Below are 14,502 nucleotides of genomic sequence, written 5' to 3'. Positions count from 1 at the left end.
TAATTTCATAATAAATAGCCCTCCAAAATTTGTCCAAATTTTGGGGGCTATTACCCTTAGAGTAAGATAGTTATTTTTAATAATTAGATATTCAAGCCACCGTCTTTAAAACGGCTCTCTCTTTTTATATTTATATTTTAGCATAGATAAGGTAAGAAATCAAATATTTTAAAATATTTTCACCGTTGTTATATTTTTTATGAATCTAATATTGATTTACTTACTAATAAATATTATTATCTTTTCGAAAATTTATTCCCAAATATTTTTTGGTGGTTTTTTAGTGGGGAACCTAATTGAATTAAATAGATTTGTAACATTTATAACAACTAAAAATGCAGTTAAATTAGGATTTTCCATTCAAATTGTATTTATATTCTATTCATAATCAATTACTCCAAGGGCAATCTTAGCATAGCGTGACATTTTGTCTTTTGTCCACGCTGGTTCCCATACTATGTTGACATCAACTTTTTCTATCTCATCAACACCTAACATAGCTGTCTCCACTTGTTCTATAATAATTGGCGCTAAAGGGCACCCCATAGATGTTAATGTCATATCAACGATAGCATGTTTATTATCGTCACTCATCTTAACATCATACACTAATCCTAAATTCATAATATCGATACCAAGCTCAGGGTCTATTACATTTTCTAATGCTTCTATCACTCTATCTTTTAATGTTTCCATTTCTTACACCTCTTCCTTATTCTTAAAAATCATATTCCACTTCTTTTCCGTATTTCTCTTTTAATGTTTTTCCTAATTCAATAATATCTACTTTTATATTATTATAATTTGAAGAAATTTTTACTACTTCATCATCTTCAAAGTCTCTATAAAACTGTGCTGTATACTCTATAACTCTACCTTTCGAATCTCTTACCGCGTTAAAAGTAATCTTCAAAAATCTCGATAATAATTCAAAATTAAAGACCCCATCATAGAATATTAATGCATCTTTATATATCAAAACTTTTAAATTTTTATTTATATATTTTGCTTCCCTCAGTAAAATATCTATATCATACTCTGTCTCTGGATATTCAATAAATAACTCTTCATATTCAATTCTAGACTTTCTAATACCCGTTATTATAGATCTAATTAAAAATAATGTAGCCAAAACAATAACCACAGTCAATCCATAAGTCTTTAAATAATATAAATTACCGGGTACTGTTATATAAACATTAGACACAAAGGGCTTTTCTTGTATTTTACTTTTATAATTAGATGCTGTTCTATTTGAACCTAATTCTTTAAATACATCTGAAATTCTATCGTTAATCAAAGAACTATGTTTTTCAACATCCTGAAATTTATATAACAATTCAGAAGAAATATTAGTTCTTCCTTTACTTCCTTTTTCTCGTATTACATCAATACGAGAATAAATATTTTTATCTTTTAGATTTATTATTTTACCCTCTGGAACATCACTACTGTGAATTAATTTCTTAACATCTTCTTTTGTAGCCTTTAATATTACAAAACCATGTTCGTGTTGAACCATATAAAATTTTTCATCGTTAGCTAGTTTTTCATCTACTATATCTAGTTCCTCAAGACCCTCTAATTTAATATAAGTAATTCCAAAATGTTTCCCTGTGAATTGATCACCTTCAGTATATAACGTTTCAGCAGATTTTGTGTAGCTACTATACGAAGCTCTAATGGCGATTAAACTAACAAAAACTAAAATTATAGTCAAGAATATTTTTAACCTTGTTCCTCTTAAATAACTCTTTCTCATAACTTTCCTTCACGCCCTTAATTATTTGGATTTTCTATAATTACAGCTCCCTGTTCTGTTCCTTTAATGCATAGTTTGCACATATTTAAGAATAGACCATGTTCTACTACTCCAACTATGCTTTCTAGTTTTTCTTTTACAGATTTAATATCAAATCCATGCCCTAAATGTAAATCTACAATAAAATTATTATTATCTGTTATTAGAGTATTCCCATCTTTTAACCTTAACACTGGATTTAAGCCCGCTTCTTCCATTTTTCTAATCGTATGACTATAACCAAATGGCAATATCTCTACAGGTAGGTTGAAGTTACCAAGTTTTTCTACATCTTTACTCTCATCATAAATCCAGATTACTTCACGAGCAATATCAGCAACTATTTTTTCTCTAAATAATGCTGCACCGCCACCTTTTATCGCATTAAAATCCTTATCGATTTCATCTACTCCATCAACCGCAAGATCAATATGATCGATTTCTTCTAATTCTTTAATAGTAAGACCAAGGCTTTGGGCTAATTCAACCGTTTGAATCGATGTTGATACCATTTCAACATTTAATCCTTCTTTTACTCTATCAGCTAGCGCATGAACAAAATAAAATACAGTCGAACCTGTCCCTAAACCAACGATCATACCATCTTTTACATATTCTACAGCCTTTTTACCAACAACTTCTTTTAAATTCATTTCGAATCCCCTCTTTATATATGTTACTTTTATTTTATTTGTATTCTACTAATAGATATTTTTTCTTACCACGTCTAAGTACTGTAAATCCATCTTCTAATCTATCTTTAGTATCAACAACATACTCTAGATCTGTAACTTTATCTCCATTAACATAAACAGCTCCATTGCTTACATCTTCACGAGCTTGACGTTTTGATTGAACTAGATTACTTTCAACTAGGAAATCTACGATATTGTATTCTTTTTTCTCTAATTCAGATTTTGGCATTCCTTTAACAGCTGCTTTTAATTCATCGTGAGTTAGCTCTTTAATATTTCCTGAGAATAATGCTTTTGTAATGTTTAATGCACTTTCTAATGCTTTTTCACCGTGAACAATTTTCACCATCTCTTCTGCTAATGCTTTTTGAGCTAGACGTAAGTGTGGTTCTTTTTCTGAACTTTCTCTTAATGCTTCAATTTGATCTTTTTCTAAGAATGTGAATTTTTTAAGTGCAGGTACTACTTCTGTATCCGCAGTATTGAACCAGAACTGATAGAATTCATATGGTGTTGTTTGTTCTGGATCTAACCATACTGCTCCACCAGTTGATTTACCGAATTTAGTTCCATCTGATTTTAACATTAATGGAATAGTAAATCCGTATGCTTCTACATCACCACGAAGTTTTCTCATGATTTCTAAACCAGTAGTAATATTACCCCATTGATCTGAACCACCAATTTGTAATTTAACATTGTGATGCTCATTTAAGTATGCATAGTCAATACCTTGTAAAATAGTGTAACTGAACTCTGTAAATGATAATCCATTATCTAAACGACTTGAAATAGAATCCTTCGCTAGTAGGTAATTAATATTTACTAATTTTCCGTAATCACGTAAAAATTCAATCATAGATAATTTTCCTAACCAGTCTCTGTTATTTACGAATTCGATATTGTCATCCCCACGGAAAATATTACGAAGTTGTGCTTCAAGACGACGAGCATTATCTTCAATTACTTCAAGGCTTTGTAATTGACGTTCTTCACTTCTTCCTGATGGGTCTCCGATAATACCAGTTCCTCCACCTACTAAAATAACAGGTTTATGCCCGTGCTGTTGAAATCTTTTTAATGTTAAAAATGGTAGTAAGTGCCCTATGTGTAATGAATTACCAGTTGGATCTGTACCACAGTAGATCGATACACTTTCTTTTTCTAATAATTCTTTAATTCCTTCTTCATCTGTTTGTTGATAAACTAAATCTCTATATTTTAAATCTTCTAATAATTTACTCATTAAAATACCTCCATAACAATTTTAATACACTTATAACAATTATATCACATTTTTTTATTTTTCTTTTATCTTTTTATTATATTTTAAAACAAACTCAATCCCTCCTATCATATAATTTAGTTTTTCATTTGAAATTATGATATAATATAGCTAATAGTATGCAATCTAAGGAGATTACAATGAAAATTAAGAAGATACTAACTTCTATGACGCAAGCTATCCTTCTTTCAATTGGATTACTTATTAGTTTAAGTGCGGGGCTTGCCATCGGTTATGTAGGTGGATTGGTAAAAGATCAACCTGTCTTAACTCAAAAAGAAATGAAAGAACAAATAAATAACATTAGTAAAAATAGTGAAGTTTACTTCGGAAGTGGTGAAAAATTAGGTACTATTAATTCAGAATTAATAAGAAAAACTGTCACATATGAAGAACTTGGAGATAATGTTAAAAATGCAATTATAGCGAGTGAAGATTCTAACTTTTACTCTAACAGTGGAATTGATATTTGGGCTGTTTTAAGAGCTACTCATAGTGAAGCAACTGGTGCTAGATCAACTGGTGGTAGTACCATCACTCAACAGTTAGTAAAAAATCAGCTTCTAGATAATTCGCGTTCATACGAAAGAAAGGCTAAAGAAATATTATTGGCGCTTCGTGTCCATAATCATTTTTCTAAAAATGAAATTCTTGAAAACTATCTAAACGTAGCTCCATTCGGTAAAAATAGTCTAGGACAAAATATTAGTGGTATTGAGACTGCAGCACAAGGTATTTTCGGTATCCATTCTAAAGATTTAAATATAGCTCAAGCTGCTTATCTAATCGGCTTTGTTCAATCACCATATAAATATACACCATTTGATGCAGCAGGAAATATTCGTCCTGATGAAGAGCTTCAAGCGGGATTTGATAGACAACAATATGTACTAGATCGTATGCTTTCTAACAACTTTATTTCAAAAGAAGACTTTGAAACAGCTAAAACTTTCAATATTAAAAGTGCCTTCACTAAACAAAAATATTCTGAGTATACAGATTATCCATATATTCGAGATGAAGTTACTAATTCTGTTTCTGAAATTCTTGCCGAACAAACTGCAACAAAAAACCATAAAGAAGAAGAATTTAAAAATAATGCTGAATACAGAAATGACTTGATAGAAAAAAGTAGAATCAAATTTATCACTGGTGGATATAAAGTAAAAACTACACTTGATAAAAAACTTTATGATACACTACAAGAAACGAAAAAACAATTTGCTTCTTATCCTACTTATTCTTATGGCGGAGTTGTCTATCCTTTAGACATAGGTGTTTCTGTTATTGAAAATAATAGCGGAAAAATACTCGCTTTTATTGGAGGAATGAATTATAATAAACAACAGCTTAACCATGCTACAAGGACTCGTCGTTCCCCTGGTTCTACAATAAAACCATTATTAGTATACGGACCTGCAATAGATAAAGGTTATATTACACCTAATTCTACTCTATTAGACCAAAGGTTTAATCATTATGGTTGGAGTCCTGAAAACTATGATATGTCTCAACACGGGTACTTACCTGCAAGACAGGCTCTTGCTGGATCTCTTAACTTAGCAACTGTAAGATTATACTCTTCATTCTATAAAGAAGATCCTGTTACTAATTATCTTGAAAAAATGGATATTACAGGACTTACAGATGGAGATAAAACAAACTTAGCAACTGCCATTGGGGGTATGACATACGGACTTTCAGTTACAGAAAATACTAGTGCTTTTTCTACGTTTGCCAACAAAGGTGAACACAAAAAAGCTCATATCATAGAAGAAATTCGTAACGATGATGACGAGCTTATTTATAAAGTTGATTTTTCTCCAGTAAAAATCTATGAAGAAGCTACAAGCTATCTAATTGTTGATATGCTTGGTGATGTAATTAATAAAAGCTACGGAACATCTCATGATATGCCAAGCAAACTGAAATTCAACTCTAAGAATCTATTTGTTAAAACAGGAACATCTGAATACTATAAAGATCTTTGGGTTGTTGGTGGCTCTACTAAGATAACCGTTGGACTTTGGAACGGATATGATAGCCCTGCTAAAGTACCAAGTTATGATTATGCTCAAAGAAGTTGGGTAGCAATTATGAATGCTATATATACATTAGATAAAAATCTTATTGCTCCAGATATCGCCTTCTCCAGACCAAAATCTGTTGTAAATTCAAACATAAATCCATATAATAATGCATCTGGAGGAACATCAGATATTATTCCTGCTGGTTTCAAAGAACTATCTAAAGAAAAAACACTGGCAAAATTAGGATTCAATATAGATAAAAATCTATCATTCGCAGATCCTACTAAATTTATTGTTAAGAAAAAAGATGAAAAAGATAAAGATAATAAAGACAAAAGAGAGGAAAGAGAAGGACATACTATTTCTATTACCGAATCTACCCCTCCTACTATCTTAAGGTCGACTATTATTACTGAAGATGATGAAGAATAAAAAGAAGGGATTGACTAAAATGTAAAATGGTCAATCTCTTCTTATAATTTAAATAATTTAATAATATTGAATTATTCTTACAGATTTTAAATCACATTATTTCCATAAAGTTCAACTTACATAATTTATATTTTAATATTCTAACTTCATTTTTATGATTTCAATTTAACCAACTCATCGTATAAAGCCGGCAAATCATGGGCTTTTGCTATTTCAGACCAACCCTCTACATCATCTAATGCTTTAGCATGGGTTAAAGTATATATAGCTCTAGTTAATGCGTAGAATTCCTGTAATGGTTTTAGTAAATTTTTAAGATTCGATTTGCTTGTATCTCCCATAACTTTTTTATAAAGAGATGTCGCATCCTTACTATCTTTACTTTTAATAACATCGTCAGGTATAATTCCTGAGTATGCTAAATACAATAAATAATTATAAATCGCCTTAAACGTTCTATATGAATCAGCTACTTTGCTACTACCATCATTTTGTTCTTCATTTTTTAATCTAAGATTACTTATTTGCCTTTGAATAGGAGTCTTTATTTTCTCTACAAGTAATCCTATAAATTCATCTGCAACTTGTTTTTGATTCTCAACTACATTATTTGGCGTAATATTTTTCTCCAATAATCTATTATAAAAATCACCAAAAATTTTATCTAATTCGTATGTGTCTTCTTCAGTTAGGTACTCTTCAGGCTTAACAAATTTTTTTATGATTGCTGGAAACTCAATTGTTTTTCCTACATTAAATGTTCCTACTGTCATATTTAACGATTGAACAAAGTCATTTTTTCTTACAAAATTATAAATATGATGAGCATTTTTGGCATAGTAATTAGCAGTAAAATCTTGAAGTTTATTTGTCTCCTCTAAATCTTTTTCTAAAAAATATTCTTGTAACTTTTTATTAAATTTTTTATCATATTTTCTCAACTGCTTTAACTGAGGTAAAGCAGTGTTAAATGTATATACCCTTTGATATGTTTGCTTTAATAATTCTACCGTTATCACTAAATGACCACCAAGGGAGTGTCCTGCTGCAACCTTATAACACGAATCAAAATTAATAATCTTTCTTTTTAAAAACTTGATAAATTGACATGCTGAGTCTAATTGACTAGTATTTTCTCCGGATACAATTCCTGTGTAATTATAATACCAATCACTTATATCTTCACTCTCACTTCCTCTATAAATAACTAAAAGTTCATTTAGCTGTGGTATATATATCGCCGTCGCTTGAAAACCATTTTTTGTTATTTTAGGTATCGATAGTCCGCTATTATACACCTCTATCTCATCAAAAACCTCTCCAGTAATATCTTTTATAAGTCTTTTTATCTTATATTCTATAGTGCTCTGTTTTTTATTTCCTTTTATCAAATACTCATACTCTGCTAGTTTTGCTACAAGTAATGGATTATGAAAAAACCTTAACATCAATATATCACCCCTTTTATAAAATCAATTATATCATATTTTATTAATAATATAAAAATTCTATATCTTCCCCGTTAATGAGAAAATATAGAATTTTTTTTAATATTATACATTAAATCTGAATAACATAATGTCGCCATCTTTTACTTCGTATTCTTTACCTTCAAGACGAACACGACCAGCTTCTTTAGCTTTTGGCATACTTCCGTATTCAACTAAGTCGTCATAACTTACAGTTTCAGCACGGATAAATCCACGTTCGAAATCAGAGTGGATAATTCCAGCACATTCAGGAGCTAACATACCTTTTTTGAATGTCCATGCACGTACTTCTTGCACACCTGCAGTGAAGTATGTTGCCAATCCTAATAGACTGTAACTTGCTTTGATTAGTTTGTCTAATCCACTTTCATCAATTCCTAACTCTTCTAAGAACATTGCTTTTTCTTCATCTTCTAATGAAGCCATTTCTTCTTCAATTTTCGCACAAACTACGATTACTTGGCTACCTTCGCTAGCAGCAAATTCACGTACGCTTGCAACGTGTTTATTAGAATCAACATCTAGTAAATCATCTTCACTCACGTTAGCAACATAAAGCATAGGTTTCATTGTTAATAAATGTAATCCTTTTGCAATTTTTTGCTCTTCTTTATCTAATTCTAAAAGTCTTGCTGGTTTTTCTTCTTTAAGAATATCACGCACTTTAGAAAGCACAGCAAATTCTGCAACTGCATCTTTATCTTTTTGTTTAGCTTGTTTTTCAACACGTCCAATACGTTTTTCAACACTTTCTAAGTCAGCTAAGATTAACTCTAAGTTAATAACTTCGATATCGTATAATGGATCTACTCCACCAGCAACGTGAGTAATGTTTTCGTCTTCAAAACATCTAACAACTTGACAAATTGCATCTACTTCACGGATATGGCTTAAGAATTTATTTCCTAATCCTTCACCTTTAGACGCACCTTTTACGATACCAGCAATATCAGTAAATTCGAATGATGTTGGTACTGTTTTTTTAGGTTCTACTAATTCTGTTAATTTATTTAGTCTGTGGTCTGGTACTTCTACAATTCCTACGTTTGGATCAATTGTTGCGAAAGGATAGTTCGCAGCTAATGCTCCTGCTTTTGTAATTGCGTTAAAAAGTGTACTTTTTCCTACGTTTGGTAATCCTACTATTCCGGCTGTTAATGCCATAGTATTAATCACTCCTTTTCTTCATTAATTTCTTATATTACTTAGGTCTTGCCTACTCAACTTAACTATTATAACATAAAACACGAAACTTATCATTTATTATTATGCTAATTAAAAATATTTTGTTAATAATACAAATGGTATTGAAATCCATTTAATAAAAGAAGTATAATATCTAAAAATCTTTACCTAGGTGACTCATCAAAATTGATTTCTCTGAAATCACAATTTTCGAGTCACTCCTTTTTAGTTTTTATTCGCTTATTTCCCCAGCTTTATGATATAATAAGAATATTATTTTATAAGGAGGAGAAACTATGCAGGATTTTATAGCGCAATTTGGTGATTTTGCACCTATAGTCTTTTTAATACTAGCATCTATATTACCAATATTTTTATTCCCACCAGGGATATTTTCTGCAATTGGTGGTTATTTATTTGGTTTTACCCATGGTTTTATCCTTTCAATAATTTCTGCAATGATATATACTAGTGCAATGTTTTTTATTGCAAGATACTTTACCAGTGATTATGTAGAAAAATACTTAGCTAAAAAATTATCGAAAAAACAATATGATACAATTTTCGGTATAAGTGAAAATAAACTTATGATTTTTTTAATAATCTATAGATTAATACCTGTTCTTCCAAACAGCGTTATTTGTTACTCATATGGATTAACTAGAATATCTTTTAAAAAATATTTCATCGGTAATATTATAGGGCTAATTCCTGGGAAAATGATCTGGTTACACTTTGGAACTACTCTAAATAATATTAGAAGTATTGAGTTCTTATACGGAATAATTATTGTTTTAGCTTTTGGCTTCATTAGTTCTAAAGTAGCAAAGAGATTTAATAGATAATGAAAAGCCAGTGGATCTCAAATCGAGATTCACTAGCTTTTTCATATTATGAATTTTTTTCAACTATTTTTTTAATTTTTTTGTTAAACTCACGTCTTGGCATCATAATATTGTTATCACACTTTAGGCATTTTATCTTTATATCTGCCCCCATACGTGTAATTTGCCATCTATTTGTGCCACAAGGGTGTTGTTTTTTCATTTCAACTATGTCATTTAATTCATATTCCATAATCCAACCTCCTATTTTTCTTCATTTGATGTTAATAATGATTCGAACTCCTTATAGAAATCACGTCTTAATCTCGTTTCAACATCATTTTTCTTTCCGACTTTAGCTTTTCCGATAACATGTATCGTAACAACATTATCTGCAATTTTTTCTATATAATCAATGTGTAACTTATCATTTTTATATAATAATTCATGATATTCTTTACTATTATTAGCTTTACCTATTACTTTATTAACTCTCTCTTCAATGTTTTCAATAGACTCATCAATCTTAATTGGTAATTCTACTAATGCTAGGTTATACATTAAAGAATAATTTACTACTTGATTAATTGTACCATTAGGAATGAAGTATACTTCACCATCTTTAGAACGAATTTTTGTAGAACGTAAGCCAAGTGACATTACATAGCCTCCGGCAATAAATGCAGCTTGATTATAAATCTTGACATTATCTCCTACATCAAATTGTCCTTCAAGAATAATGAAAAATCCAGATATAATATCTTTAACTAAGCTCTGTGCACCAAAACCAATAGCTACCGATGCTATACCTGCACTGGCAACAATACTCGTAGTATTAACTCCTAGGATTGACAATACTTGGAAAAATGCAATAAAGTATATTGTATAACGAACTGCACTTCTTACAAGTTTATGTAAAGTTTCTGATCGTTTCTCATTAAACTTTATATTAAATTTCTTATTGGCATTATCTCTCGTTGTTATTATGTAATCAGTAATTCGACTAAATATACGAACAACTATTGAAGCAACAACGAAAATACATAAAATTAATAATATTTTCTCTAAAACTGTAATTAATAAATCGGTATTCTTAATTATAGCTTGTATTTTTTCAACAAAATTCATAATTATTCTTCCTTAAACAATGAAATAATACGTTCAAACTCATCATTATCTTTAAACTCAATTTCAATCTTACCTTTTTTATTACGTCCTTGTTTAATCGTTACAGAAGTTCCAAGACGTTTTTTAAGAATATTTTCTTGTTCTTCTATAAAAATATCCTTAGCCTTAGGTTTCTTAACCCCTTTCGGTTTCAATAACTTTGTTACATATTCTTCTAACTCACGAACAGACATCTTTCTTTCAATTACTAAAGTACAGACTTCTTCCATATTTTTTTTAGTTTTTAATGAAAGTAATGTTCTTGCATGCGCAGCGCTTATCAATCCTTGCTCTAGTTTGATTTTAATTTCTGTAGGCAATTTTAATAAACGTAAGCTATTAGCAATATACGGTCTACTTTTACCAAGTTTATTAGCTAACTCTTCTTGAGTTAACGACATTTTATCCATCAAGTTTTTATAACTTTCCGACTCCTCTAAAGCTGACAAATCTTCACGTTGTAAATTTTCTAAGACCGCAAAAATCATCATTTCTTCATCTGTCATCTCTTTAATAATGGCAGGAATCTCTTTTTTACCTAAGAGTTCAAAAGCTCTATAACGGCGCTCACCTGCTATAATGTAATAACCTTTTATCGCTTTTTTTACAACTATAGGTTGTAATAAACCATTTTTTTCAATAGAATCTTTTAGCTCATTTAATTTTTCTTCATTAAAATAAGTACGTGGTTGATACGGATTTTTTTTAATTTCCTCTAATGAGATTTCAATTATTTTATCATTATCAGTAACTAATTCAACATTTTCAGTAGCGAAAATAGCATCAAGTCCACGACCTAAACCTTTACCTAATTTCTTAGCCACGTTCAATCACCTCTTTAGCTAATGATACATATTGTTTGGCTCCATTAGAATTTTTTGCATATTCAATAATAGGTTCACCAAAACTTGGCGCCTCACTTAAACGTACAGTTCTAGCAATAACTGTATCAAATGCTTTTTCTTTAAAATGAGCTCTAACTTGCTCTGCTACTTGGTTAGATATATTTGTTCTACTATCAGTCATAGTAAGTAATACACCAAAAATATCCAATTTAGAGTTCAAATGCTTCCTAACTATGTTAAATGTATTCATAAGCTGGCTAAGCCCTTCTAAAGCATAGTATTCTGTTTGTACTGGTATTATTACTCCATCTGCTGCAGTTAATGAATTTAGTGTAATAAGTCCTAATGAAGGAGGACAATCAATTACCACATAATCATAATCCTCTTTTATCTCAGAAATAGCATTTTTCATGCGTTGCTCCCTACTAATTGCAGAAACAAGTTCTACCTCAGCTCCTGCTAAAGCAATGCTAGAAGGAACAATATCTAAATTTTCATATGCAGTTTTTACAATAACATCATTAATATCTACTTCATCAACTAATATATTATAAATTGATTGACTAATACTTGCCTTATCAATACCAACACCACTGGTAGCATTTGCTTGTGGATCAGTATCTATTAATAACACTTTATTTTTCAAATGTGCTAAAGATGCTGCTAAATTTATTGAAGTTGTAGTTTTACCTACACCACCTTTTTGGTTACATATCGCTAATATTTTCATCATTTACCTCTTTATCCGCAAATCTGGGTATAGTCACTTTAATAACTATACTCTCCATATTTTCTTCTTCTTCTTTATTAAGATTAACATTGTATTTCTCTTCTAACTTAGCTATTTCTTTTACAAGCTTGGCTATGATTTTTTGTCCATCATAATTAAAATTACTATTAAACACTTTAATATCTTTTTTTATCTTTAAATAAGTATCAATTTTTTCTTCAGTTTGAGAGACATTTAAGTTTTGAGATAAAATTTGAACTAGTAATTTCTCTTGAGTAGGCCCATCGAGTTTAACCATTGCTCGACCATGTCTTTCAGTAATCTTTTTTGTATTTATTGCGTCTATAACTTTATCACTTAATTTTAATAATCTTAATTTATTGGCAACAGTAGCTTGAGTTTTCCCTAAAGATCTAGCAAGTTCATCTTGAGTAAGCTTATTGATACTCAATAATTCTTGATAGGCATATGCCTCCTCAATAGGTGTTAACTCTTCTCTTTGAATATTTTCTATTAAAGCCAATGTCGCCATTTGCTCATCAGTTAATTCTTTAACAATAGCCTTAGTTTTTGCATACTCTAAATATTTAATAGCCCTTAAACGACGTTCTCCAGCTATAAGTTCATAAAAACCATTACCTATATCACGAACAGTAATAGATTGCAATAATCCATTTTGTCTTATAGATTCAGCTAATTCCCTAATTTTATCCTCAGTAAATTCTCTTCTAGGTTGATACTTATTTGGAACAATTTTTTCAACTAATATTTCTCTTAAAACATCGTCATCAGAAATACCAACTTTTTCGGCTCGTTGTGTTAAATCATAAAGCTTACTAAATGGTTTTACACTTTCTGTCATATTTAACCTCCTATATCAATTCTCTACAATACTACATTAACACATTTAAGAACATTTGTCAAAAATATTTCCCAATATATATACATCATATAATCCGTAATATTAATCACTAAATAAATATTATTTCCTAAATAATAAAACAAGAATTATAAAAACAGTAATTAAAAACACAAACTATGAACAGATTTAGGAACTCAATTAGATATTATCCGATATATCTTAACTTAAGTAAAAAAAAGTGTAATCATAAATGATTACACTTAATATATACAGGGACGGCAGGAATCGAACCCACACCAAAGGTTTTGGAGACCTTTGTTCTACCGTTAAACTACGTCCCTAAGAATGGTGGGAAGAAGTGGATTCGAACCACTGAACCCGAAGGAGCGGATTTACAGTCCGCCGCGTTTAGCCTCTTCGCTATCTTCCCATAATATAAAAAAATGCCGGCCAGAGGACTTGAACCCCCGACCTACTGATTACAAGTCAGTTGCTCTACCAACTGAGCTAGGCCGGCAACATGGTGCCTCGAGACAGAGTCGAACTGCCGACACATGGAGCTTCAATCCATTGCTCTACCAACTGAGCTATCGAGGCAATATTTAATTTTTACATAAAAAAATGGCGGTCCCGACGGGAATCGAACCCGCGATCTCCTGCGTGACAGGCAGGCGTGATAACCGCTACACCACGGGACCTAACTATGAAAATTGCGGGAGATGGATTTGAACCATCGACCTTTGGGTTATGAGCCCAACGAGCTGCCAGACTGCTCCATCCCGCGATAATAAAAATGGAGGAGGAAAGGGGATTCGAACCCCTGCGAGCTTTTACACTCCTGTCGGTTTTCAAGACCGATCCCTTCAGCCGGACTTGGGTATTCCTCCTTGATAAATGGTGGACTCTGCAGGACTCGAACCTGCGACCGATCGGTTATGAGCCGATAGCTCTAACCAACTGAGCTAAGAGTCCGTGTTCCTAGAGAATTCACTAACTATTATTGGTGGCGGCAGAGGGGATCGAACCCCCGACCTTACGGGTATGAACCGTACGCTCTAGCCAGCTGAGCTACGCCGCCAATAAAGGCTAAATTCATTATTTAAAATGGTGGAGCCTAGCGGGATCGAACCGCTGACCTCCTGCGTGCAAAGCAGGC

Annotated in this window: 13 protein-coding genes and 9 tRNA genes; 2 read left to right on the top strand and 20 right to left on the bottom strand. The window is 31.2% G+C overall.

Annotated features, from left to right (window positions below; genetic code table 11):
• Nucleotides 1-378: 378 nt before the first annotated feature.
• From RWL85_RS07380 to tyrS, 4 genes are read right to left on the bottom strand one after another with little or no spacing between them, the layout of a single operon-like run.
• Nucleotides 379-696: a metal-sulfur cluster assembly factor gene (locus tag RWL85_RS07380; RefSeq protein WP_003147395.1), complete on the bottom strand. Its 318-nt coding sequence runs from the start codon at nucleotides 694-696 to the stop codon at nucleotides 379-381.
• Nucleotides 697-718: 22 nt separating this feature from the next.
• The gene (locus RWL85_RS07375; protein WP_314086625.1) at nucleotides 719-1,762 is read right to left on the bottom strand and encodes a hypothetical protein; all 1,044 of its coding nucleotides are present in this window, start codon (nucleotides 1,760-1,762) and stop codon (nucleotides 719-721) included.
• Between the two features lie 17 nt (nucleotides 1,763-1,779).
• Nucleotides 1,780-2,454, bottom strand: coding sequence for a ribose-5-phosphate isomerase RpiA (rpiA, locus tag RWL85_RS07370; RefSeq protein ID WP_314086622.1), 675 nt, complete (start codon nucleotides 2,452-2,454; stop codon nucleotides 1,780-1,782).
• A gap of 34 nt (nucleotides 2,455-2,488) precedes the next feature.
• Nucleotides 2,489-3,742 (bottom strand): tyrosine--tRNA ligase, encoded by a 1,254-nt coding sequence (tyrS, locus tag RWL85_RS07365; protein ID WP_314086619.1) that lies wholly within the window; start codon nucleotides 3,740-3,742, stop codon nucleotides 2,489-2,491.
• A 179-nt stretch (nucleotides 3,743-3,921) separates the two neighbouring features.
• Here tyrS and RWL85_RS07360 point away from each other — a divergent pair, with 179 nt between their 5' ends.
• Entirely contained in the window at nucleotides 3,922-6,243 is a 2,322-nt protein-coding gene (locus RWL85_RS07360) for a transglycosylase domain-containing protein (protein WP_314086617.1), read from the top strand.
• A 152-nt stretch (nucleotides 6,244-6,395) separates the two neighbouring features.
• Here RWL85_RS07360 and RWL85_RS07355 read toward each other — a convergent pair whose 3' ends face one another.
• Both RWL85_RS07355 and ychF read right to left on the bottom strand, forming a co-directional pair.
• Nucleotides 6,396-7,691 carry a DUF6792 domain-containing protein gene (locus RWL85_RS07355; RefSeq protein WP_314086615.1) on the bottom strand — a complete coding sequence of 432 codons (1,296 nt, stop codon included), beginning with the start codon at nucleotides 7,689-7,691 and terminating at the stop codon, nucleotides 6,396-6,398.
• Nucleotides 7,692-7,796: 105 nt separating this feature from the next.
• Nucleotides 7,797-8,897 (bottom strand): redox-regulated ATPase YchF, encoded by a 1,101-nt coding sequence (ychF, locus tag RWL85_RS07350; RefSeq protein ID WP_314086613.1) that lies wholly within the window; start codon nucleotides 8,895-8,897, stop codon nucleotides 7,797-7,799.
• Between the two features lie 317 nt (nucleotides 8,898-9,214).
• On the opposite strand from ychF, the gene RWL85_RS07345 reads away from it, so the two are divergent.
• Entirely contained in the window at nucleotides 9,215-9,763 is a 549-nt protein-coding gene (locus RWL85_RS07345) for a VTT domain-containing protein (RefSeq protein ID WP_314086611.1), read from the top strand.
• A 46-nt stretch (nucleotides 9,764-9,809) separates the two neighbouring features.
• Here the strand turns inward: RWL85_RS07345 and RWL85_RS07340 are convergent, their stop codons facing one another.
• The 14 genes from RWL85_RS07340 to RWL85_RS07275 form a co-directional block, all read right to left on the bottom strand.
• On the bottom strand, nucleotides 9,810-9,995 hold the full coding sequence (locus tag RWL85_RS07340; protein WP_003143961.1) for a DUF951 domain-containing protein: 186 nt from the start codon (nucleotides 9,993-9,995) through the stop codon (nucleotides 9,810-9,812).
• An 11-nt stretch (nucleotides 9,996-10,006) separates the two neighbouring features.
• Complete coding sequence (locus RWL85_RS07335; protein WP_314086608.1) at nucleotides 10,007-10,870, bottom strand: mechanosensitive ion channel family protein; 864 nt, start codon at nucleotides 10,868-10,870, stop codon at nucleotides 10,007-10,009.
• A 2-nt stretch (nucleotides 10,871-10,872) separates the two neighbouring features.
• Nucleotides 10,873-11,733, bottom strand: a complete 861-nt coding sequence (locus RWL85_RS07330; protein WP_314086606.1) for a ParB/RepB/Spo0J family partition protein — start codon at nucleotides 11,731-11,733, stop codon at nucleotides 10,873-10,875.
• On the bottom strand, nucleotides 11,726-12,487 hold the full coding sequence (locus RWL85_RS07325; protein ID WP_314086604.1) for an AAA family ATPase: 762 nt from the start codon (nucleotides 12,485-12,487) through the stop codon (nucleotides 11,726-11,728). Before RWL85_RS07325 ends, RWL85_RS07330 begins: the two co-directional genes overlap by 8 nt.
• The gene (locus RWL85_RS07320; RefSeq protein ID WP_314086602.1) at nucleotides 12,462-13,346 is read right to left on the bottom strand and encodes a ParB/RepB/Spo0J family partition protein; all 885 of its coding nucleotides are present in this window, start codon (nucleotides 13,344-13,346) and stop codon (nucleotides 12,462-12,464) included. The genes RWL85_RS07325 and RWL85_RS07320 overlap by 26 nt, the downstream gene beginning before the upstream one ends.
• Before the next feature lie 270 nt (nucleotides 13,347-13,616).
• Nucleotides 13,617-13,687, bottom strand: a tRNA-Trp gene (locus tag RWL85_RS07315).
• Between the two features lie 5 nt (nucleotides 13,688-13,692).
• Nucleotides 13,693-13,776, bottom strand: a tRNA-Tyr gene (locus RWL85_RS07310).
• Between the two features lie 14 nt (nucleotides 13,777-13,790).
• Nucleotides 13,791-13,863: transfer RNA gene (locus tag RWL85_RS07305), tRNA-Thr, on the bottom strand.
• 4 nt (nucleotides 13,864-13,867) lie between these two features.
• Nucleotides 13,868-13,943 (bottom strand) — tRNA-Phe (locus tag RWL85_RS07300).
• 25 nt (nucleotides 13,944-13,968) lie between these two features.
• A tRNA-Asp gene (locus tag RWL85_RS07295) sits at nucleotides 13,969-14,044 on the bottom strand.
• Nucleotides 14,045-14,056: 12 nt separating this feature from the next.
• Nucleotides 14,057-14,130 (bottom strand) — tRNA-Met (locus RWL85_RS07290).
• 10 nt (nucleotides 14,131-14,140) lie between these two features.
• A tRNA-Ser gene (locus tag RWL85_RS07285) sits at nucleotides 14,141-14,233 on the bottom strand.
• 8 nt (nucleotides 14,234-14,241) lie between these two features.
• Nucleotides 14,242-14,318 (bottom strand) — tRNA-Ile (locus RWL85_RS07280).
• A gap of 29 nt (nucleotides 14,319-14,347) precedes the next feature.
• Nucleotides 14,348-14,424: transfer RNA gene (locus RWL85_RS07275), tRNA-Met, on the bottom strand.
• Nucleotides 14,425-14,502: the final 78 nt, after the last annotated feature.

Source organism: uncultured Gemella sp., from assembly GCF_963515875.1.
Taxonomy (GTDB): Bacteria; Bacillota; Bacilli; order Staphylococcales; family Gemellaceae; genus Gemella.
This window is presented reverse-complemented; position numbering and strand designations above follow the sequence as displayed.